Raw genomic sequence first — 22,009 nt, 5'->3', positions numbered from 1 at the left:
ATGCGCGAGGCGGTGTATTTCAAAAACCTGTTCGGCCCGCTCATCGTGCGTCCCCTGTGGCGCGACCCGTTCCGCTTCTTCATCACCACCGTCGGCGTGGCGTTGGGCGTGGCGGTGTTTCTGAGCATCCAGCTCGCTAACCGGCAGACGCTGAGTTCCTTCACCGAAACCGTGGATCTGGTGCTCGGCCGTGCCAACGCCGTGGTGCACGCCGACGGTGTTCCCTTCGATGAAACGGTTTTCAAAAACCTGCTTCCACTTCGCGATCAGATCAAGGCGTACCCGGTGATCGAGGGGTATGGCGTGGAGACCGAGAGCGAGGAGGTGGTGGAAATTCTCGGCACGGACCTGCTACAGGACAGCGGCATCCGTGACTTTTCACTGAAGACCGCCGATGACACCCTGCAAGGCCTCCTGCCGCTGATCCTCGATCCCAGGGGCATCGTCATTCCGGAAACGTTCATTCCCGATCATCACTTTCAGCCCGGCGACGCCATCGAATTCATTATCAACGGCCAACCCGTCACCCTGCGCGTCACGGGCGTGCTGGAGAATAAGGGCATCGCCAAGGCATTCAAGGGCAACGTGGCGTTGATGGACATCTCCGCCGCGCAATCCGTGTTCGGCAAGATCGGCAAACTCGACCGCATCGACGTCCGTTTTCTCAAAGACAAAAGCTTCGACCGCATGCAGATGGAGATTGAAAACGTCCTGCCGGATTTTCTGCGCGTGGACCGGCCGCAACATCGAGGCAAGCAGGTCGAGAAAATGCTGCGTGCGTTTCAGTACAACCTGACGGCGCTCAGTTTCGTCGCTTTGCTCGTCGGGCTGTATCTCATTTACAACATGATCTCGCTTTCGGTGGTGCGCCGCCGGACGGAGATCGGCACCCTGCGCGCGCTCGGTGCGTCGCCGTACTGGATCGCCGCCATCTTCATTCTCGAGGCAGGGGTGATCGGCGCCATCGGCTCGGCTTTCGGCGTGGCCATCGGTTATTTTCTCGCGAAGTTTTCATTGCAGGCCATCACCCTCACCGTGCAGAACCTGTACGTGTCGGCGAACGTGGCCGACTTCGATTTTCACTGGAGCGAGGGCATTCCCTATTTCGTGCTGGGTGTGGTGCTGTCGTTGTGTTCCGCGTTGCTTCCCGCATACGACGCCGCCACCACGCACCCGACGCAGGTGATGCGTCGCGGCAGTTATGATCTGAAAGTGTTCCGCGGCAACCGCAGGCTGACTTACCTGGGGCTGGCGTGCCTGGCCTGGGCGGCGGCGTGCGTGCCGCTTCCCGCCATCGGCGGTTTTCCGTGGCTGGGTTTCGCCGCCGTGTTTTTCGTGATCCTCGGCATGTCGTTTCTGTCGCCCGGTGCGCTGGTGGTCCTGCGCGATCTGTCGCACAACCTGTGCAAACGCTGGTTCGGCGGGGAAGGACTGCTGGCCAGCCTCAACCTCACGCAGAACGTGGGCCGCAACGCCATCGCCGTGTCGTCGCTTGCCATCGCCTTCATGATGGTCATCAGCATGTCGATCATGGTGCACAGCTTCCGCCAGACGGTGACGGTGTGGATCGACCAGACGTTGAAGGCGGACCTGTTCGTGCGCGCCGCCGGAGGCAAGCACATCGACTACCAGTACACCCTGCCGGTGGAACCGGTGGCCGACCTCAAACAACTCGACGGCGTGAAGGCGGTGGATGCCTTCCGCGCCCTGCACATCACGTATGATAACCAGCCTGCGATCCTCGGCTCCGGTGATTTCGCCGTGTTGTCGCGCCACGGCAACCTCGTCATTAAAGATGGCCCGCCCGCGAGGAAGCTCGCCGACGTCATGGTCGGGGCCGACCGCGCCATCGTCTCCGAACCCTTCGCTTACAAACACAAAGTGGGTGTCGGCGATCGGGTGAAGATCGAGACGCCGAGCGGTCCGATGAACCTGGAGATCGTCGCGGTGTATTACGATTATTCGCAGGAGCGCGGCTACGTCATCGTCGATCGCCGCACGTTTTTGAAATATTACGGTGATTCGACGGTGAACAGCTTCGTCGTGTATCTGGAAGACAAGGCGCACCTGCCCACGGTGCGGAAAGCGATCCTCAACACCATCGGCTCGTCGCATCAGGTTATCGTGCGCTCGTACGGCGAATTGAAAGAGGAGGTCCTGAACATCTTCGACAAGACCTTCGCCATCACTTACTCGCTGGAGATCATCGGCATCGGCGTGGCGCTCCTCGGTTTGTTCAACACGCTGGTGTCGCTCATCATCGAGCGCCGCCGGGAGCTTGCTGTGTTGCGGTTCATTGGCGCGTTTCCGGAGCAGGTGCGCAAGATGGTGTTGATTGAGGCGGGGCTTTTGGGCTGGATCGGATCGCTGATGGGGCTGGTGGCGGGAATTGTGGTGTCCTATATTTTGAATTTTGTCATCAACAAGCAGTCGTTCGGCTGGACCATCCAGGTGTTTCACCCGGTGGCGTTCATGGTGGCGGCGACCTTGTTCTTCGGTGTGGTGGCGGCGGTGGCGGGGCTGTACCCGGCCAGGATGGCGATGCGGCAGGACCCGCGCGAGTCCATCCGCGTCGAGTGAAGGATCAGTCTGCCGGGTCGGAGGGCTTCACGTCCAGCAGTTTCAATTCCACCTTTTCGCGTCCGTTCCAGGCATTCACTTGCAGTTCGTAGGCAATGTCGATCAGCGTATCGGGGTCGAGGTAACGGAACGTCTCCGCCAGGCGGAAACCCACCACGTTCATCGCGGCTTTGCCCTGGGTTGCGCGAAAGCGCACGTGCGTGCGGTCGCGGCCGATCTCGCGGAAATCGCGGATGCGGATTCGGCGCGAGCAGAACACCGGAAGCGTGTTGACCTGGCCGAACGGTCCCAGCTTCTGCATTTCCCTGTACACATCCATGCCAATATCCTGAAGGTTGAGCGTGCTGTCGATCTTCAGTTCCGACACCATGCGGTCGTCGGTGAGGTACGGGGCGCCGACTTCATTGATGGCGCGGCGGAAATCGTCGATGCGCCCGGCCTCGATGTTGAGCCCCGCCGCATAGGCATGCCCGCCATATTGGGTGAGGTGTTCCGAGCACTGCGCGAGTGCCTTGTACAGGTTGAACGTCGGGATGCTCCGCGCCGAGCCCTTGCCCATGCCGTCGCGGATGGCGATGAGGAACGTCGGGCGGTAGTACTTATCCGCCAGTTTGGAAGCGACGATGCCGATGACGCCCTGGTGAAAGTTTTCGGAGGCCAGCACCAAAACCTTTTCTTTTTCCAGATCGACTTCGCGCTCGATCAGGTACTCCGCCTCTTCCTGCACGCCGTGTTGCGTGTGCTTGCGTTGTTCGTTGATCTGGTCGAGCTGTTCGGCGATGCGCCGCGCCTCGCCCTGGTCGTGTGTGACCAGCAGATCGAGACCGGAATCGGCGCGACCGAGCCGGCCCGCCGCGTTCAGCCGCGGCGCGAGTCCGAAGCCGATGGAGAAGGCATCGACCTTGCCGTCGATGCCGGCGACGTGTTTGAGTGCCACTAGTCCCGGTTTTTCCGTGGTGCGCAGGGCTTCCAGGCCGTTGTGCGTGAGCACGTGGTTTTCCCCCGTGAGCGGCGCCATGTCGGCGATGGTGCCCAGCGTGAACAGGTCGAGGTGTTTTTTCAGGTTGGGCAGGCGGTCGGCGCTCCACCCGGCATCGCGAAGGGCTCGGCGGATGGCGACGGCGAGCTTGAACACGATGCCGACGCCGCTTAAAAATTTGAACGGGTAGGGGCAGTCCGGCTGGAACGGATTGAGCACCGCCACCGCATCCGGCAATCCTTCCTCAGGCACCTGGTGGTGGTCGGTGACGATGACGTCGAGCCCGATGCTCCGCGCATAGGCGACCTGTTTCACCGCGGTGATGCCGCAGTCGGCGGTGATCACCAGTTTGTTGCCGCGCGCCTTGATCTCGTCGAGCGCGTTTTCGTTGACGCCGTACCCTTCTTCCATGCGCTCCGGAAGATAATGATCGAAGCGGATTCCGAGTTCGTGAAAGAAATGATGCATCAGCGCGGTGGAGGTGACGCCGTCCACGTCGTAGTCGCCGAAGATGGTGATGCCTTCGTCGTTCTCGATGGCAGTGAGGATGCGTTTCACCGCCTTGTCCATGCCGCGCATGAGATACGGATCGTGCGTGCCTTCGAGGTCCGCGTCGAGAAACACGCGGCCTTCTTCCGCGTCCGTGATGGCACGGTTGACCAGCAGGGTCGCGGTGAGCGGTGAGATGCGCAGATGATCCGCAAGGTGTTGCACCGCATCCGGTTCTGGTTTCGCGAACACCCATCGTTTTTTCAGAAGTGACAGCACAGTCATGGTGGTGGCGCTCTTATGACACAGCGGCGTTGCAAGACAGACGCCGGGGTTTATGAACGGTTCAGGCGCTGGGAGGAGTGTCTGCGGTCGCGGGAACGTGCAGGTGTTCTTTCACACCCTTGAAGGTTTGGCGGTGGATGGGGCAGGGCCCCCACTCGCGAATCCGGTCGCGGTGAAACCGGGTGCCGTAACCCTTGTGCCGGTCGAACCCGTAATGCGGGTATTCGGCATGATAAGCATCCATGAGACGGTCGCGGTGCACCTTGGCCAGCACGGACGCGGCGGCAATCGACAGGCTTTTGCCGTCCCCACCGATGATGGTCTGTTGACCGGCGGTGATGTCGATCGGTTGGTTGCCGTCGATCAGCACGAAGTCCGCCTGCAGGGCGAGTTGTTCGACCGCCTGCTTCATGGCCAGGCGCGCCGCCTGCAGGATGTTGATGGCGTCGATGGTTGCCGCTGTCACCACCGTGATCGCGTGTGCGCGGCACACGTCGAGGATCACGGAATACAAACGTTCCCTTTGCGACGGGGTCAGTTTTTTCGAATCATCGAGTCCGGGTATCGAAAGGCCCGCAGGCAGGACCACCGCCGCGGCGACCACGGGACCGGCCAGCGGCCCGCGCCCGGCTTCATCCACACCGGCGATGCATTGATACCCGTTAGACTCCGCTGTTCGTTCGAAATTGAGCATGGCCCCCCAGCGTTTTGTCCGATCATAGGGTATTCCCATCAGGCAGGCAACTCAAAAAACCCGCCGTTGCAATCGCTTCCCGCCGAAACGTATAATCGAATCCATGTTGAAGAAATGGTTTGCCGCAATTTTTTTGTTGTGCGCATTGGTTTACGGATGCGTCACCACCCCCGTGTCGGAAAAGTCCGCGCTGATCCTCATCCCCTTCTCGCAGGAAGTGTCGCTGGGCAAGCAGGCGTTCGGGGAGATACTCCAGAAAGAAACGCTTTCCACCAACGTGCGTTTGCATAAGGTGATCGAGCGCGTCGGGCGGCGGCTTGTCATCGAGACGTCGATGGCGGACCTCGACTGGGAGTTCAAGCTGTTCGCCTCCAACCAGATGAACGCGTTCGCGCTTCCCGGCGGCAAGGTGGGTGTGTACGAAGGGATTCTTCCCGTGTGTTCCAACGAGGCGGGACTGGCGGCGGTGCTGGGTCATGAAATCGCCCACGCGGTGGCGCGTCACGGCGCGCAACGCATGTCGCAACAACTGCTCATCACCGGTGCGCTGACCGCGTCATCGGTCACGCTGTCCGACAACAAGAACCGCGGCCTGATCCTGGGGGCGCTGGGCGTCGGCGCGCAGTATGGCGTGGCGCTTCCGTTCAGCCGTGGCAACGAGTCGGAGGCCGACGAGATCGGCGTCATCTACATGGCAAAAGCGGGATACGATCCGAGGGAGGCGGTGCGTTTCTGGCAGAGGTTTTCCAGCATGAAGGGCGGCGGGCAACCGCCGGAGTTTTTATCGACGCACCCTGCCGACGAGAGGCGGGTCCACGATATCGAACAACTGTTGCCCGAAGCCATGCGTATCTACAACGCGCATCCCAACAAGCAGGGGCTGGGCGAATCTTTCCTTTATATTATGAATGAAGAGCGGTTGAAGAATTCGGGTGGGATGCGGAAGGATCAACTGGGAGTCGATCCCCGCAACCCGGCGCGCTGACCGGGTCTTTGCCAGGATTGGAAAATAAAAAAGCCGGGCCCGCAGGCCCGGCTTGATTTTTTTTCGCAGGAAATGAAGGTTCAACCTTCGGCGGCCGCTTTCTTGGCGGCGGCTTTGGCCCGCTTCTTGCGTACGCGTCCGGTCTTCTTGGTGGTCTGCACCCTGATTTCTTTCAGGCGCGCTGCCTTGCCGCGCAACTCGCGCAGGTAATACAGCTTGGCACGGCGCACGCGGGCGTGCTTGACGACTTCGACTTTTTCCAGCCGCGGTGAATGCAGGGGGAAAATCCTCTCGACCCCGACGCCAAAGGACACCTTGCGCACGGTGATGGTCTTGCGGTTGGCGGAACCGCGCATCTTGATGACCACGCCTTCCACCACCTGCACGCGTTCCTTGTTGCCCTCGACAATGCGAATGTGCGCGCGCACGGTGTCGCCGATGCGGATCTGGGGCGCATCCTGCTTCATTTCCTGTTGTTCGATCTGTTGCACCAGATTCATTATTTTGCACTCCTGTGAATGGAATCTGGAATAGTACCAAATTCCCCCGCCCCGGCACAAATAAATTTTTTAAAATCAGGCCTCCCGGGCCAGAAGCCGGTCCAGAATGACGGCAATGGCGGCCCGGACGGGCAGGTGGTTGTAGCCGCTCAGGCCCTCGATGGGGGCCAGCACGAAATCCGCCCGCTGGACCAGCCCGTGCTCCAGCCCCCAGCCGGTGCCGAACACCAGCAGGTACTGTTCGTCCTGGTTTTTCAACTCCTCGCGGATGGCGGCGTAATCCCGGCTCTGCGGAAAGGCCTTGGCGTCGGGAATGACGATCTTCGGCCGTTTCCCGGTGCGCTGAGCGATGTCGGCGATGGATTCGTCGAGCACGTTTTTGACCCGCGTGACCAACAGCGCTTCTTTGCGGGTCGGGTTGTAGGTGGCGCCGTAGCCCTCCTTCCAGTGTTTCATCATGCGTTCCACCAGCACCTGCTGGGTGGCCAGCGGGGTGACCACGTAGAAGGTGGCGATGTTGTAGGTGCGCGAGATGCGCGAGATGTCATGCACATCCAGCGTGGTGACCGACGAGGTCACGATGTCGCCCACCTTGTTGTACACCGGGAAATGCACCAGTGCGATGTGGATGTTGGAGGGAGTCGGGTCGGTCACGAAACAGGTTCCTGGAAAAGTCGGATTATTCGGCGTTGCCTTCCGGCGCGTCGTTCAGGAGGTCCGGACGGTTTTGGCGGGTTTTCTTGCGGGCTTCGTCTTTCTGCCAGTCGCGGATTTTTTTGTGGTCGCCGGAGGTCAGCACGTCCGGCACGGTCCACCCTTTATAATCGCGCGGCCGCGTGTACTGCGGATATTCGAGCAGGCCCTGGCTGAACGATTCCTCCTCGAGGCAGGTTTCGTCGCCGATGACGCCGGGCACCAGACGCGACACCGCCTCCACTAGCACCATCGCCGGGATCTCGCCGCCGGAGAGCACGTAGTCGCCGACCGACAAGTCTTCATCGACGACGCATTCGCGCACGCGTTCGTCCACGCCTTCATAGCGGCCGCAGACGAGGATGAGGGCTTCCTTTTTCGACAGTTCCCACGCCTTGGCCTGGTCGAACGGGCGGCCGGAGGGCGAGAGCAGGATGGTGTGGGCGTTGGGCGACTGTTGTTTGACGGACTGGACGGCGCGGTCGATGGGTTCCACGCCCATCACCATGCCCGCCCCGCCGCCAAAGGGGTAGTCGTCCACGCGGTTGTGTTTGTCGAGGGTGTGTTCGCGCAGGTCGTGCACGCCGATCTGCACCAGGCCCTGTTCCTGCGCGCGCTTGAGGATGCTTTCATTGAATGGGGAGGCGAACATCCCCGGAAAGATGGTGATGATGTCAAACCGGATGGTCTTCAACGAGTCCTTCGACCTTGTGAAAAATGAGGGTGCGTTCGTCGAGATCGATTTTTTTGATAACGGAATCGATCATCGGCAGGAGGAGTTCCTTGTCGCCGTCTTTCACGACGTACACGTCGTTGCTCCCGGTTTCGATGATTTCCTCGACGGTGCCGTAGAAGCGGCCGTCTTCGTCGAACACGCGGAGGTTGAGAATCTGGAACCAGTAGTATTCGCCTTCGGCGAGGCCGGGAAAATCCGTGTCCTGCACCTCAAGCGTACACCCGGCCAGTTCCCGCGCCTGGTCTACCGTGTTGCAGTGCTGAAATTTGATGATGAGGGGGATGCCTGCGCCGCGAACCGATTCAATGGTCCATTCGCGGGGGGCATCGTCCATCGCCAGCCGACCGTGCCGGATGGTTTTCAGGAGTGATGTGTCGGACACGAAGGGGTGGAACTTGAGCTCCCCTTTCAGTCCGTGGGGTTTTGTGACCCGTCCGACCGCAATCCATTCCATGCGTCACTCAATGATCTCCAATACGGCGCGTTTTTTGAGTTTGGTGGCGTTGGCGTTGAGGATGGTGCGCATGGCGCGAGCGGTTTTGCCCTGCTTGCCGATCACCTTTCCGAGATCGTCCTTGGCGACTCTCAACTCGAGCACCGTGGTCTTCTCCCCTTCAACTTCCCGAATATTGACTTCTTCCGGATGGTCCACCAACGCTTTCGCGATAATTTCAATTAGATCTTTCATGCCCGATCCCTCCACGAAGCCAACGGTTGATAAGTCACGCTGAATCAAGTTCATGTACGTTCAGAGACAGATATGGACCGATTGACGAAAAACGGGGATCCAAAAAACGGAAACCGGAGCTTGAACGGTATTACTGACCGACACCAGCCTGCTTGAGCAGGGTGGCCACCGTACGCGAAGGTTTGGCGCCTTTCTGAATCCAGCTTTGTGCTTTCTCGGCGTCGATCTTCACGGCGTCCTCGGTCTTCAGCGGATCGTAAGTTCCAATGATCTCCAGAAACTTTCCGTCACGCGGCGACCGGGAATCGGTGGCGACCACCCGGTAAAACGGCTTCTTTTTTGCTCCTCGTCGGGTTAAGCGAATGACTACTGCCAATGTTTCCTCCTGATTGTCTCAATAAAGGGTTGTTGCGTTGTTCCTGCGCGGCCGCGGCTTGCGGGGCGAGTGCAGAAAATGATTTAACCAAAGGGGCTCATCCCCCGGCCGCCGAAAAAACTGCCGGGATTGAAGCGTCCCATTTTTCCTGATGACACTTTCTTCATCATCTTTTTCATCTGCGCGAACTGCTTGAGCAGTTTGTTGACCTCGTTGACCGTGGTGCCGCTTCCGGTGGCGATGCGTCGCTTGCGACTGCCGTTGATCACGTTGTGGTTCGCGCGTTCGCGCGGCGTCATGGAATTGATGATCGCTTCCACGCGCACGAATGCCTTGTCGTCAATCTGCACGCCTTTCAGCATCTTGCCCGCGCCGGGGATCATGCCGAGCAGTTCCTGCATTGATCCCATCTTGCGGAACTGCAGGAGCTGATTGCGGAAATCTTCCAGATCGAATGAATTCTTTTTGACCTTGCGGCCCAGTTCCTCGCGCTGTTCCTGGTCGTAGGCCTGCTCCGCCTTGTCGATGAGCGACATCACGTCGCCCATGCCGAGGATGCGCGACACGATGCGGTCCGGATGGAACGGCTCCAGCGCGTCGAGTTTCTCCCCGGTGCCGATGTACTTGATCGGTTTGCCGGTGACGGTTTTGATGGAGAGCGCCGCGCCGCCGCGGGCATCGCCGTCCATCTTCGTTAAAATGACGCCGTCGATGCCGACTGCGTCCTGAAACGTTTTGGCGATGTCCGCCGCCTGCTGGCCCATCATCGAGTCGGCAACGAACAGCACCTCGTGCGGCTCGATTTTTTCCTTGATGCGCCGCACCTCGTCCATCAGCGCCTCGTCGATCTGCTGACGGCCGGCGGTGTCGAGGATCACGGCGTAACGCAGTTCCTTCTTCGCCTGCTGGACGGCCTTTTCGCAGATGGCGACGGGATCGCTTTCGCCTTTGGCGTCGTACACGTCGATGCCGAGGTCGCGCCCCAGAATGTTCAACTGCTCGATGGCCGCCGGACGGTACACGTCCGCCGGAACGAGCAATACGTTCTTGCCGTTCTTCTTCCACTGTTTGGCCAGCTTGCCGACGGTGGTGGTTTTACCGGAACCCTGCAGGCCGACCATCAGAACGATGGTGGGCGGCTGGTCGGAAAACCGGATGGGGCTGACTTCATCGCCAAGCAGGTGCTCCAGTTCGTCATTGACGATCTTGACCATCTGGTGGCCGGGAGTCAGGCTGTTCAGGATCTCCTGGCCGATGGATTTTTCCCGCACCTGCGCGAGGAAATCCTTGATGACGGGGAGGCTGACATCGGCTTCGATGAGCGCCACGCGGATTTCGCGGAGGGCCTCATCGACATCACTTTCTTTTAATTTACCGCGACCCTTGAGCTTTTTATAGACGGCTTCCAGGCGCTCGGACAGGTTTTGGAACATGAGCTTCAAATAACAGAATTTACGGGATTTGGTTACCTTAATGGGCTACCATATACTACCAGCGAAACCGGGTAAAGGGGATAAAAAAATACGATGAAACGGGCAATTGTGTTACTCAGCGGGGGTTTGGACTCCACCACCGTGCTGGCCATCGCGCGGAATGAAGGATTTCAACCGTTTACCCTCAGTTTCGACTACGGGCAGAGGCACCGGATCGAACTCGAGCGCGCGGCGGTGGTGGCGGAGGCCTTCGGCGCGAAAGACCACCGGGTGGTTTCGGTGGACCTCGCCCAGTTCGGCGGCTCGGCCTTGACGGCCGACATCGCGGTGCCGACGGGTCGTACCGCCAAGGAGATGGCGGGGGAGATTCCGGTCACCTACGTCCCGGCGCGCAATACCATCTTCCTCTCCTACGCGCTGGCATACGCGGAAGTGACAGGATCACACGATATCTTCATCGGTGTCAACGCGCTTGATTACTCCGGCTACCCGGACTGCCGCCCGGAATACATCCAGGCATTCGAGACAATGACCAACCTCGCCACCAGGGCCGGGGTGGAAGGCACCGAACGGCTCACCATCCACACGCCCTTGATCGAGATGACCAAGGCCCAGATCATCAAAAAAGGACTGGAGCTGGGCGTCGATTACGGCCTCACCCACAGTTGTTACGATCCCAAAGTCGGCGGCGTGCCCTGCGGTGTGTGCGACAGCTGCCTGCTCCGCAAAAAAGGGTTCGAGGAAGCCGGGGTGGAAGATCCCCTTCTGCAAGGCAATACCTGATCCCAAACCTTTTCCAATCAAAAACCCGCCACAATAGGCATTGGATTTTTCCGTTGCTGTCTTTACAATCCTTCTCAGTGCGGGGAACCTGCTTCACCAGGCTTTTGTAAGGAGGGCGGACGATGCGAGGCGAATGGCAAGCGGCGGTGGCGGGTCTGCTTCTTTTGACCGTGGCCTGCGCGGGACCGGAGACGAAAACGGATGCGGTGCCACCGGATTTCCAAACCGCAACCGCGCCCAAGAAAAAACCGGCAGTCACCCCATCAAAGAAAAAGTCCACGCCTTCGTCTAAAAAGAAGGTCACGGCGACGAAAAAGCAAACCCGGCCGTCGAACGAACATCATCTGCAAATCGACACCAAGGTCGAGGGCGTGCAGGCGCTGGTGGACCGCGCCATGGTGCTGACCTTCGGCTTCAACCACGCCGAAGCCAACAAGCTGTTCAAGCAGGCGGCGGAAAAGGACCCCAACTGCGCCGCCTGTTACTGGGGCGCGGCGTATGTACTCGGACCCAACATCAACGCTCCGATGGAGCAGTCGGCGGTCGATGAGGCGTTCAGCCTCGCGCGCAAGGCGTACCAACTGCGCCACAAGGCCCGGCCGCGCAACCGCGCCCTCATCGAAGCGCTGGTGCACCGATACGGTCCCGATCCCATCCCCGACCGCACGCATCTCGACGAAGCCTACGCGCAGGCCATGCGCGGCGTGGTGCGCAAGTACCCGGATGATGCCCTGGTGCAGGCGCTGCTGGCCGAGGCGTTGATGGACCTGCACCCGTGGCAGTACTGGCAGGAGGATGGCTCGCCGCAACCGTACACGCCGGAGATTCTCGCCGCGCTCGATGACGCCTTGCGTCACAACCCCGATCACCTGCTGGCGAACCACCTGCACATCCATGCGGTGGAGGCGTCGCCGCACCCCGAACGCGCAGAGGAAAGCGCCGACCGACTGCACCGCCTCGCACCCGATGCGGGGCACCTGCTCCACATGCCGGCGCACATCTACATCCGCATCGGACGTTATGCGGATGCGGCGGCGGTCAACCGCACCGCCATCGGCAACGATGAGGCGTACAAGGCGCATGCGCATCCGGAAGGCATCTATCCGCTCGCCTACATGCCGCACAACCGGCATTTCCTGGTGATCGCGCTGGCGGAGTCGGGACAAAGCCGCGCCGCCGTCCAACAGGCGTTCGAGTTGGCGCAGAGTGTCGACCCTGAGAAGATGCGCGAGCCCGGGTACGGCACGCTCCAGCACTTCTGGAGCATGCCGCTGTATATCCTGGTGCGCTTCGGGCAGTGGGACGAAATCCTGACCCAGCCGTCGCCGGACGCGGGATTGAAGTATCCGAAAGGCGTTTGGCATTACGCGCGCGGGCGGGCCCTCGCCGCGCTGGGGCGGCTGGTGGAAGCGGAACAGGAACTGCGCATGCTGGAGCGGCTCGCCAAACATCCGTTCCTGCTGGACGTGACCATCTGGGACGTCAACTCCACGGCGCACTTGTTGCAGATCGCAACCAGGGTGCTGGACGGGGAGCTGGCGTATCAGCACGGCGACATGTCGGTCGCCATCGAACATCTGGAAGAAGCGGTGGAGTTGGAAGACGCGCTCACCTATGAAGAGCCGCCGTCGTGGTATTACCCGGCAAGGCAGTCTTTGGGCTGGGTTCTCCTGGAGTCGGGGCGGTTCGAGGAGGCGGAACAGGTTTACCGCGAGGACCTCGACCGGCACCGTGAAAACGGCTGGTCTTTGAAGGGGCTTCAGCAGAGCCTGGAAGGGCAGGGCCGCCATGCCGATGCGAAGCAGGTGAAAAAACGATTCGACAAAGTGTGGAAGGACGCCGACGTGCCCATCGCGCGGTCAAGAATATAGGAAACCTTAAAAGGAGGGACGATTTCACTCCTCCAGTTTTTCCAGCAGGGCGGCTTCGGTGTTGGGTCCCCACAGGCCGTCGGCGGCGAGGCCGCATTTCTTCTGAAACGCGATCAACGCGGCGCGCGAGCCGGGTCCCCACAAGCCATCCACCGTCCCCACGTAAAACCCGCAATCCTTGAGTCCTTGCTGGCGCTGGCGCACGCTGGAGAAACTGCGTTTGCGTTTTTTGGGCGCGTTGAAGCGCACCGCCTCGACGACCGTTTGCAGAGTGTCGCCGGGGCAGGCGGGTTTGCCGAACAGGAAATGGCCGTACAGGTCGCCCGCCTTCCACTTCCACATGTCCTGGCAGACGCGCCACAGGATGAGGCCGGAGAGCAGTTGCCGGTCGTTGGGGTGCCCGGCGCTGGGATCGTCCACCCCCGTGCCCTGAAAGAAACCTTCGAACATCACCGACAGAAACTCCGCGTTCTCGTCGCCTTTCCTGCCGGCGTAACCCTGCGACCAGGGGGCGCGGTCGAGATCGTTGCACAGCACGACCTGTCCGTTCTTGCGGATGGCGAAGGTGTAGGCGATGGACTCCACCCCGCCCGCGTGCAGGTGGCTGTCGGGCCCGGTATGATATTGCGCGACGGCTTCGATCGAGCCCCAGCCCAGTTCCTGGTGCCACACCATGCCCTGCAGGGCTTCGGGATCGCGGCGTTTCCATTTTTTGCCCCGTTTGTTGGTGGCGAGGGTGGTGCGGCCGTCGAACGGTTTTTCGATTTTGAGCGCCAGCGCCGCGGCGTTCAGGCGTTCCAGCAGTTGTTCTTCCATCGTTCGGGTCCTTTCGAAATTAAAGAAGAATATCCGTTACTGGGGACTGCGCCGCGCTTTCGATTCGCCGCCGTCAATGAACAGCACCTCGCCGTTGACGAACCGGCTGGTGAGCAGGTAATCGAGACCGTGGGCGACGTCCTCCACCTTGCCGTGGGTTTTGGTTGGCACGTACGGCGCGTTGCGGGTGAGGTAGTCGTCGCCATGACCCGGCGGCGGCAGGATGAGTCCGGGGGCGATGCCGTTCACGCGCACCGTGTCGCCCCATTCCACCGCGGCCAGGTGCGTGGCATGAGCGAGAGCCACCTTGGCCACGGAGTAGGCGGCGAAGGTGGGGATGTTTTTGAGGATGCGCTCGTCGAGGATGTTGACGATGAGGCCGCGGTTGACGTGCCGCTTGTACTCGCGCATCAGCAGGTACGGCGTCATCAGGTTGAGGTGCAGGGTGTCGTTGAGGGTTTCATTGGTGGTGGCCTCAATGTTCTGCTGGATGAAGTTGGCGGCGGAGTTGACCAGCACCTCGACGTCGGGAAAATCGTTCAGCACGTCGGGGATCAGTTTCTCTGCGGCGGAGAGATCGGTGAGATCGACGGAATACGGCTTCGCCTTCACCCCTTTTGACCGGGCATAGGCCAGCACGTCGTCCGGTTTGGAATGACAGTGATGCACGGCCAGGTCGTAGCCCCGGTCCGCCAGGCGGCAGGCCAGGGCTTTGCCGATGCGCACGGCGGCTCCGGTGACGATGGCTGTGGGCATGAGGTCCCCCAGAGTGAGAAAGATTCCTTATACCATACCGCACAAAGGAATTGAAAGCGCCTGCACCGGGTTGGTACTATTCCCTCAAAATCGAACCAAGGAGATAATTACATGGATGCACCTGCAGGCAAAGTTGTGAACATCGCCATCATGACCGTTTCCGACACGCGCACGGAAGCCGACGACAAATCCGGCAACACGCTGGTCGAGCGCGCCCAGAAGGCGGGTCACAAGGTGGTGGACCGGAAGATCGTGAAGGACGAGATCGACCTCATCCAGAAACAGTTGAAGGAATGGATCGCATCGCCGGACGTGGATGTGGTCATTTCCACCGGCGGCACCGGTGTGACCGGACGCGACGTGACACCGGAAGCGTTCGAAGCGCTGTACGACAAATCCATTCCCGGCTTCGGCGAGCTGTTCCGCTGGCTGAGTTACCAGAACATCAAGACCTCGACCATCCAGTCGCGCGCCACCGGCGGCGTCGCCAACGGCACCTTCCTGTTCGCCCTGCCGGGCTCGACCGGCGCCTGCAAGGACGCGTGGGACGGTATCCTGGTGCATCAACTCAACAGCAACAATCCGCCGTGCAACCTGGTGGAGCTGATGCCGCGCCTGCTGGAAAAGTAAACCCCCGCCCCAATTCTCTGAGTGTGGGACCGGTCCGTGGTGTACGATGGGGGGTTCGCATGAACCCCCCTGCAGGAACCTGCCGTGGAACATTTTGAATACGACATCGATCCCGCCTGCGCCGCCAAGCGTCTGGATGTGTTTCTCACCGAAGTGCAGTCCGACATCAGCCGGTCCTACATCCAAAAACTGATCGACAGCGGACGGGTAGTGGTGAACGGCTCGGTTTCCAAGTCCAATTACAAAGTCAAAACGGGCGACCGCGTGGAACTGACGGTGCCGGACCCGGAACCGCTGGACGTGCGTCCGGAAGCGATCCCTCTGGACATCGTGTACGAGGATGCGAGCCTGATCGTGGTGAACAAACCGCCGGGCATGGTGGTGCATCCCGCTCCCGGCCATTCCACGGGCACACTGGTCAATGCGTTGTTGCATCATTGCCGGGACCTCACCGGCATCGGTGGCGTGGCGCGCCCGGGCATCGTGCACCGGCTGGACAAGGACACCTCCGGTCTCGTGCTAGTGGCGAAAACGGCGGCCGCGCTGGAAAACCTGTCCGCGCAGTTCAAGGAACGGCAGGTGAAGAAGGTGTACCTTGCGCTGGTGAAGGGAAGGGTGGAGCCGGCCTCCGGATGGATCGATGCGCCCATCGGCCGGCACCGGGTGCATCGCAAGAAAATGGCGTTGAACGAAGGCGGCCGCGAGGCGCAGACGTATTACGCGGTGGAAAAGCAGTTCCGCGAGTACGCGCTGGTGCGGGTGGAACCCAAAACCGGGCGCACCCACCAGATCCGTGTTCATCTGGCTTCTATCGGATGCCCTATATTAGGCGACCGGTTGTACGGCCACTTGCGGGGGGCGTCGGTTCCCCGCCTGGAACGGCAGGCCCTGCATGCCTACCGGCTGGAGGTCACCCATCCTGAATCCGGGGAACGAGTGCAGTGGGAGGCCCCCCTGCCGGAAGATCTCACTCGAGTTCTCATTGTCTGATTTTGGATAATATAGGAGATTCTATGTTTATGATGTTTTCAGACATTATCGGATTTTCTAAATGAGGCGGGGAAGGCGGCCGACTTTATAAATGCTCGTCCCTTCGTTCCCGGTCTTGTGGAAAACCTGTGAGTAGAAAGTCTGCCTCATCATAATTTACCTAAACAGGGTAAAATACCCCTCGTCTTTAGCTTCCATTTCTGTCAATTAAACCCAGCAAAAATCAAAGGTTTTCCCGATAGCTCAAAATTGCTCTTTTTTTGGGCTGTTTTTCATAAGTTATTCACAATTATTTCGTCTGACTGGAGGAAAGGGCCGCTAAAGCCCGACAGTTGAACCCCAGAGGCCCCATTTAAAATTTACTATGCGGATTTATTAGCGAGTCCCGTTTTTATAAAGAATATTCTAGCCTTCATCGGATAGACTGAAAGACGCCCATAAATAAGGGCCGGTGGTGCGATCAAAATATTGACGGTGGGTTTCGCCTTTATTTATGCTGGAATGCAGGCGTGCAAACTTCCGTTAATGCAGAATCCCCCCCATTTTTTGAGGTCTGCGGCCATATCGGGTCAGAATGGGCTTGCTACAAAAGGAGAATCCGCCTCGTGCCATTTTAACGTATTGATTTTAATTATATTATTATTATTTTGAGAGCAACCATGCAGTTTCCACACAATTTGTGTATAAGCTGTGAATAACTTTGGGGGTATCCCTGCAACCTTCAAAAAATGAAGGGCTAAGGGAACTTCGATTACAATCTATGCAAAATAAATGATCATTGTTTTTAAATGAGTTATGGCTACGTGGAGACGCTCACTTTCATTGTGCCTCATTTCCCAGAGGCAAAATGAAGCCATGCAACTTTATCCACAGTATAAAATCCTATAATATGTAGTAAAAAAACGACAAAGTATGGATCGGACTTCAACATTCTCTCGAAAATCTATCCTCTCCAATTCTGCAATATGCTAGGATAAATTCCTGAATATTATGGATAGAAGGCTGTTTTCCCATTTCAACCTCTGGTATTTCCTCCTGATTCTGGTCATCGCCGGGATCGGGGTGATCACCATTCACAGCGCCAACCACGCGCGGGTGGAGACCTTCTTCCGCGGTCTGTACCTCAAGCAGATTTACTGGATCCTGATCGGCCTGGTGGCGATGTTCATTGCCGTGGCTGTGGATTACCGCATTTGGAGCCGTTACGCCTGGCTGATATATGTGGGCATGGTGCTGGCGCTCCTGTACGTTTTGTTTTTTGGCAAGGTGGCCTCCGGCGCGCAGCGGTGGATTCACCTGGGGCCCCTCACCCTGCAGGTCTCGGAGTTTGCCAAGTACGTGCTCATCATCACCCTCGCCAAGTATTTTGAAGAAGCCAAACCGCAGGGCCAGAAATACGGTCTGAAGGACCTGGTGGTGCCGTTCCTGCTGACGGCGGTGCTCGGTGGATTGATCGCCCTGCAACCGGATCTCGGCACGGCGCTCATCATTTTCTTCATCTTTTTTGTGTTCGTCGTGGCGTCGGAGATCGAGTTCCGGACCCTTTGGCGGCTGGGCGTGTCGGTGTTGATCCTTGCGCCGCTCACCTGGTTTTTGATGAAGGATTACCAGAAGCAGAGGGTGATGACCCTGTTCAATCCGGAGCTCGATCCATTGGGTGCGGGCTACCACACAATTCAATCGAAAATCGCGGTGGGCTCCGGCGGTTTCTGGGGAAAGGGTTTGTACGCGGGAACGCAGAGCCGCCTCAATTTCCTGCCGGAGAAGCACACGGACTTCATTTTTTCCGTGTACGCGGAGGAGATGGGGTTTCTGGGGGTGATGGCCCTGCTCATGCTGTTCCTGATCCTGGTGCTGAAGGGACTCAACATCGCGTACCGTGCGGCGGACCGGTTCGGCGTGTTTCTCGGGCTGGGCATTGTGGCGGCCCTTTCGTTTTACATCATCTTCAACATCGGGATGACGGTGGGCCTGTTTCCCGTCACCGGACTGCCTCTGCCGCTGATGAGTTACGGCGGCTCGTCGCTCATCACCACGTTTTTTGCGCTCGGTCTGCTTCTGAACATCGAAATGCGGCGGAACGTCCTGTGATTTCAGGTTTTTGACTCACGAGTCAAAAAATCACGTTCAACCGTTTGCGGGCGTGATATACTTTTTCCACTCTCCTCACCCGGCAAATCGGTCTGAAGCCCGGCGGACGCTCCCGGGCTTCCACAAAATTTATGGCATCCGAAATCATCATCAATTCCAATCCGCGGGAGATCCGCGTGGCCCTGGTGGAAAACCACCAGTTGGTCGAGATCTTCGTCGAGCACAAGGCGAAGCGCGGCATCGTCGGCAACGTCTATAAAGGCGTGGTGACCAAGATCCTCCCCGGCATGCAGGTGGCCTTCGTGGACATCGGCCTCGAGAAGGCGGGATTTCTGTATGTGGGCGACATCGACGTCGGCGACCTTTTGGATTACGACGGGGAGCCTCCGAGCCAGGTCGATATCAACGAAGACAAGGACGGTCACGAGGAAGGTGAGACTCTATCACCCACCCGTTCGATGGATCACATTCCCATCCAGGACCTGCTCCGCGAAGGGCAGGAGATCATGGTGCAGGTGGCGAAGAATCCGCTCGGCACCAAGGGCGCGCGCATCACCTCGTACATCACCCTGGCCGGACGCCACATCGTGTACATGCCGACGGTGGACCAGGTGTGCGTGTCCCGCCGCATCGAAGACGAGGCCGAGAAAGAACGGCTGAAAGCCATCATCGGCGAAATCGGCCGGCCCGGCGAGGGTTACATCATCCGCACCGCAGGGCAGGGAAGGCAGAAGGAAGACTTCGAAACGGACATCAAGTTCCTGCACAAGCTGGGCGACAACCTGAAAGTGTGCGCCGAAACGGAGCCCGCTCCCAGCCTGCTGTACGAAGACCTCAACCTCATTTTCCGCTCCATCCGCGACCTGTTCAACGAGGACGTGCAGAGACTGGTCATCGATTCCAAATCCGATTACGAAAAGTGCGTCGAGTTCTGTTCCAATTACCTGCCGGAACTGGTGGACAAGATCGAGTTGTACAAGGACTCGGTGCCCATCTTCGATTTTTTCGGCATCGAGATCGAGATCAACCGCGCGCTCGGCCGCAAGATCTGGCTCAAGTCCGGCGGCTTCATCACCATCGACCAGACCGAGGCGCTGGTGGCGATCGACGTCAACACCGGCAAGTTCGTCGGCCACTCCGACCCGGAGGAGACCATCCTCAAAACCAATCTGGAAGCGGTCAAAGAGATCGTGTACCAATTGCGCCTGCGCAACATCGGCGGCATCATCATCGTCGATTTCATCGACATGTCGCGCGAGGAAAGCAAGGAGATCGTGTGGAGCGCCCTGCAACAGGAGTTGCGCTTCGACCGCTCGCGCACCAACATCCTGAAAATTTCCGAACTCGGCCTGGTGGAGATGACGCGCAAACGCGTGCGCGGCAGCCTCAGCCAGACGCTATGCGACCCGTGTCCCTACTGCGAGGGCAAGGGGCACATCAAATCCCCCGCCACGGTGTGTTACGAAATCATCCGTGCCCTGCAACGCATGGTGGGCAACCACCTCACCCCGAAACACATCACCATCGAAGTCCCGCCCGCGGTGTATGAACTGCTTTTCGAGGAGGAAACCTCCTACATCGACGAGCTGGAGAAGTTTTACGGAATCGAAGTCAACATCAAGGTCAATCCGAAACTGCATCAGGAAAAATACAACATCATTACCTGAATGCTCTGATTTCATTCCGGTTCCCAACTTGCGTTTGGGTTGCCCCGTGCCGCGTGATAGAATCGAATCATCCCGTCAGGAATGTTGGCCTGTTTGGACCCGAAGATGGGTTCCGGCAGTCCGCCCAACGCATCCGGCGGAATTTGCAGGAGATGCTAACTGGATTTCCGAAAGGAGGTAGGCCATGAAACAGAATGTATTGTTTGCGATGTTGCTGGCGGGGGGCGTATTGCTTGCGGGGTGTGGGTCCGTGGGTAAGGATTTCGACCTGTCACAGACGCAACACATCACTCAGGGCAGTACCACCAAACAGGATATCCAGGCCATGTTCGGTGAGCCGTTCCGCACCGGCGTTCAAAACGGGCACCCTGTCTGGGTTTACGAAAAAAGCGTATATCGGGCCATCGGTGACGACACGACCAAAAGCCTGATCGTCGAGTTCGACGACAACGACGTGGTGCGCAAGTACCAGGTCATGTCCAACGAACCCGATACAAAATAAACATCCCGAAAGAAAGACTCCTTAGCCTTACATGTTCGGATTCGACAGGAACCAGCAGGGCGTCCTGCATTTGACATGGATTGCCTTCTTCCTGACGTTTCTGGCATGGTTCAACATGGCGCCGTTCAACACCACGCTGGAACACCATGCGGGGCTGAGTGCGGACCAGATCCGCATCCTCATGGTGTGCAACGTGGCGTTGACCATCCCCGCCCGCATCGTCATCGGTGCGCTGGTGGATCAGCACGGCCCGAAGATCGTTTTCGTCTGTCTGCTGGGTTTCTCCGGTCTGATCAGTCTGTACTTCGCGCAATGCACCCGCTTCAATGAGTTCCTCACCGCGCGCCTGTTGATGGGCATTGCGGGCGCGGGATTCGTGGTCGGCATCAAGATGATCGCCGAATGGTTCCCGCCGGAGAAAATGGGCACGGCGCAGGGCCTCTACGCCGGCTGGGGTAATTTCGGCGCGGCCGCGGCGGCGTTCGCTTTGCCGCCGATCGCCGTGTGGTTCGAGCCTGCCACCGGCTGGCGCGTGGCCACGGCGTTTTCCGGCGTGCTGTGCCTCGTCTGGGCGTGGGTGTATCACCGCCACGCGAAGGAAATTCCGGAACGCGCCACGCAGTTTCCCGTCACGCTGGAAAAAACCATCGAAGTCACCTCCTACCGCGACCTGGTTTTGCAGGTCCTGCTGTTCCTGCCGCTGTATGGCGCGCTCGGCGTGTTCGTGTGGAAGCTGTCGCATCCGTCCACGCCTCTGCTTTCGGACTGGGAGATGTGGGGACTGCTGGCGGCGGTCGGGGTGTTCTGCCTGTTCGAGATTTACCGGTGCCTTCAGGTCAACCTGCCGCGTCTTAGAAACGGCCTGCACGAGGATCGGCATTATCCCTTCCAGCAGATCGTGGTGTTGAGTTTCGTCTATGCGCTCACCTTCGGCTCGGAGCTGGCGGTGATCTCCATGTTTCCCGAATACCTGGAAACGACATTCGCACTGTCGGCGACCGCCGCGGGCATTCTGGGATCGTCGTTCGCGTTTTTCAACCTGGTCACGCGGCCCAGCGGCGGCTGGCTGGCGGACAAGATCGGCCGCCGCCGCGTTTTGTTTGTTCTGGTATTGGGCTGTATGATCTGTTATTGGTTTATGGGCGAAATCACCCCGGCGTGGCCGCTTTCCGCCGCCATCGCGCTGTGCGTGGTGTGTTCCATGCTGGCGCAGGCGGGCAACGGCGCGTGTTTCGCCATGGTGCCGCTCATCCGCAAGGACCTCACCGGCAAGATGGCAGGGATGGCCGGCGCCTACGGCAACGTCGGCGCGGTGTACTTTCTCACCCTGCTCAGCTTCGTGGACGCATCCGAATTCTTCCGGTGGATCAGCGCCTACGCTTTGTTCGTGCTGATGAGCCTCGTGTTTTTGAAGTCGTTCAACCACCTCCACAACTCGTTCAGAAAATAGAAACGGAGACACTCG

At 59.1% G+C, this 22,009-nt stretch carries 21 protein-coding genes; 10 read left to right on the top strand and 11 right to left on the bottom strand.

The window, feature by feature from the left end:
* The gene (locus J2S31_RS11235) at window positions 1-2,580 is read left to right on the top strand and encodes an ABC transporter permease (protein WP_237099180.1); all 2,580 of its coding nucleotides are present in this window, start codon (window positions 1-3) and stop codon (window positions 2,578-2,580) included.
* 4 nt (window positions 2,581-2,584) lie between these two features.
* Here J2S31_RS11235 and recJ read toward each other — a convergent pair whose 3' ends face one another.
* Together recJ and J2S31_RS11225 are read right to left on the bottom strand one after the other, a co-directional pair.
* Window positions 2,585-4,333, bottom strand: coding sequence for a single-stranded-DNA-specific exonuclease RecJ (recJ, locus tag J2S31_RS11230; RefSeq protein ID WP_237099179.1), 1,749 nt, complete (start codon window positions 4,331-4,333; stop codon window positions 2,585-2,587).
* 61 nt (window positions 4,334-4,394) lie between these two features.
* Window positions 4,395-5,066, bottom strand: a complete 672-nt coding sequence (locus J2S31_RS11225) for a ribonuclease HII (RefSeq protein ID WP_272908780.1) — start codon at window positions 5,064-5,066, stop codon at window positions 4,395-4,397.
* A gap of 64 nt (window positions 5,067-5,130) precedes the next feature.
* Between J2S31_RS11225 and J2S31_RS11220 the strand changes: the two genes are divergently transcribed.
* Window positions 5,131-6,012 carry a M48 family metallopeptidase gene (locus J2S31_RS11220; RefSeq protein ID WP_237099177.1) on the top strand — a complete coding sequence of 294 codons (882 nt, stop codon included), beginning with the start codon at window positions 5,131-5,133 and terminating at the stop codon, window positions 6,010-6,012.
* 80 nt (window positions 6,013-6,092) lie between these two features.
* On the opposite strand, the gene rplS is transcribed toward J2S31_RS11220, so the two are convergent.
* From rplS to ffh, 7 genes are all read right to left on the bottom strand, one after another.
* Window positions 6,093-6,512, bottom strand: a complete 420-nt coding sequence (gene rplS, locus J2S31_RS11215; protein ID WP_237099176.1) for a 50S ribosomal protein L19 — start codon at window positions 6,510-6,512, stop codon at window positions 6,093-6,095.
* Between the two features lie 75 nt (window positions 6,513-6,587).
* Window positions 6,588-7,166: an RNA methyltransferase gene (locus J2S31_RS11210; RefSeq protein ID WP_237099175.1), complete on the bottom strand. Its 579-nt coding sequence runs from the start codon at window positions 7,164-7,166 to the stop codon at window positions 6,588-6,590.
* 25 nt (window positions 7,167-7,191) lie between these two features.
* On the bottom strand, window positions 7,192-7,857 hold the full coding sequence (gene trmD / locus J2S31_RS11205) for a tRNA (guanosine(37)-N1)-methyltransferase TrmD (protein ID WP_371831654.1): 666 nt from the start codon (window positions 7,855-7,857) through the stop codon (window positions 7,192-7,194).
* Between the two features lie 22 nt (window positions 7,858-7,879).
* On the bottom strand, window positions 7,880-8,395 hold the full coding sequence (gene rimM, locus J2S31_RS11200) for a ribosome maturation factor RimM (RefSeq protein WP_237099173.1): 516 nt from the start codon (window positions 8,393-8,395) through the stop codon (window positions 7,880-7,882).
* A gap of 3 nt (window positions 8,396-8,398) precedes the next feature.
* Entirely contained in the window at window positions 8,399-8,629 is a 231-nt protein-coding gene (locus J2S31_RS11195) for a KH domain-containing protein (RefSeq protein WP_042252102.1), read from the bottom strand.
* 130 nt (window positions 8,630-8,759) lie between these two features.
* Window positions 8,760-9,005 (bottom strand): 30S ribosomal protein S16, encoded by a 246-nt coding sequence (gene rpsP, locus J2S31_RS11190; RefSeq protein ID WP_005008731.1) that lies wholly within the window; start codon window positions 9,003-9,005, stop codon window positions 8,760-8,762.
* An 83-nt stretch (window positions 9,006-9,088) separates the two neighbouring features.
* Complete coding sequence (gene ffh, locus J2S31_RS11185) at window positions 9,089-10,438, bottom strand: signal recognition particle protein (protein ID WP_237099172.1); 1,350 nt, start codon at window positions 10,436-10,438, stop codon at window positions 9,089-9,091.
* Between the two features lie 93 nt (window positions 10,439-10,531).
* On the opposite strand from ffh, the gene queC reads away from it, so the two are divergent.
* Together queC and J2S31_RS11175 are read left to right on the top strand one after the other, a co-directional pair.
* Window positions 10,532-11,221 carry a 7-cyano-7-deazaguanine synthase QueC gene (gene queC, locus J2S31_RS11180; protein WP_272908775.1) on the top strand — a complete coding sequence of 230 codons (690 nt, stop codon included), beginning with the start codon at window positions 10,532-10,534 and terminating at the stop codon, window positions 11,219-11,221.
* 122 nt (window positions 11,222-11,343) lie between these two features.
* Window positions 11,344-13,092: a tetratricopeptide repeat protein gene (locus J2S31_RS11175; RefSeq protein WP_237099170.1), complete on the top strand. Its 1,749-nt coding sequence runs from the start codon at window positions 11,344-11,346 to the stop codon at window positions 13,090-13,092.
* Window positions 13,093-13,116: 24 nt separating this feature from the next.
* Here J2S31_RS11175 and J2S31_RS11170 read toward each other — a convergent pair whose 3' ends face one another.
* Entirely contained in the window at window positions 13,117-13,908 is a 792-nt protein-coding gene (locus J2S31_RS11170) for a peptidoglycan recognition protein family protein (RefSeq protein WP_237099169.1), read from the bottom strand.
* A 36-nt stretch (window positions 13,909-13,944) separates the two neighbouring features.
* A complete protein-coding gene (locus J2S31_RS11165; protein ID WP_237099168.1) occupies window positions 13,945-14,664 on the bottom strand; it encodes an SDR family oxidoreductase in 720 nt (239 codons plus the stop codon).
* A gap of 111 nt (window positions 14,665-14,775) precedes the next feature.
* On the opposite strand from J2S31_RS11165, the gene moaB reads away from it, so the two are divergent.
* From moaB to J2S31_RS11135, 6 genes are all read left to right on the top strand, one after another.
* Complete coding sequence (gene moaB, locus J2S31_RS11160) at window positions 14,776-15,294, top strand: molybdenum cofactor biosynthesis protein B (protein ID WP_237099167.1); 519 nt, start codon at window positions 14,776-14,778, stop codon at window positions 15,292-15,294.
* An 84-nt stretch (window positions 15,295-15,378) separates the two neighbouring features.
* Window positions 15,379-16,284, top strand: coding sequence for an RluA family pseudouridine synthase (locus J2S31_RS11155; RefSeq protein ID WP_237099166.1), 906 nt, complete (start codon window positions 15,379-15,381; stop codon window positions 16,282-16,284).
* Window positions 16,285-17,274: 990 nt separating this feature from the next.
* Window positions 17,275-18,375, top strand: coding sequence for a rod shape-determining protein RodA (gene rodA / locus J2S31_RS11150; RefSeq protein WP_237099165.1), 1,101 nt, complete (start codon window positions 17,275-17,277; stop codon window positions 18,373-18,375).
* Between the two features lie 131 nt (window positions 18,376-18,506).
* A complete protein-coding gene (locus J2S31_RS11145; protein WP_237099164.1) occupies window positions 18,507-20,042 on the top strand; it encodes an Rne/Rng family ribonuclease in 1,536 nt (511 codons plus the stop codon).
* Between the two features lie 184 nt (window positions 20,043-20,226).
* Window positions 20,227-20,544, top strand: a complete 318-nt coding sequence (gene bamE / locus J2S31_RS11140) for an outer membrane protein assembly factor BamE domain-containing protein (protein WP_237099163.1) — start codon at window positions 20,227-20,229, stop codon at window positions 20,542-20,544.
* Between the two features lie 31 nt (window positions 20,545-20,575).
* Complete coding sequence (locus J2S31_RS11135) at window positions 20,576-21,994, top strand: MFS transporter (RefSeq protein ID WP_237099162.1); 1,419 nt, start codon at window positions 20,576-20,578, stop codon at window positions 21,992-21,994.
* Window positions 21,995-22,009: the final 15 nt, after the last annotated feature.

This window comes from Nitrospina gracilis Nb-211, from assembly GCF_021845525.1.
GTDB lineage: Bacteria > Nitrospinota > Nitrospinia > Nitrospinales > Nitrospinaceae > Nitrospina > Nitrospina gracilis_A.
The sequence above is the reverse complement of the archived record's forward strand: the minus strand, read 5'-3'. Positions and strand labels throughout refer to the sequence as shown.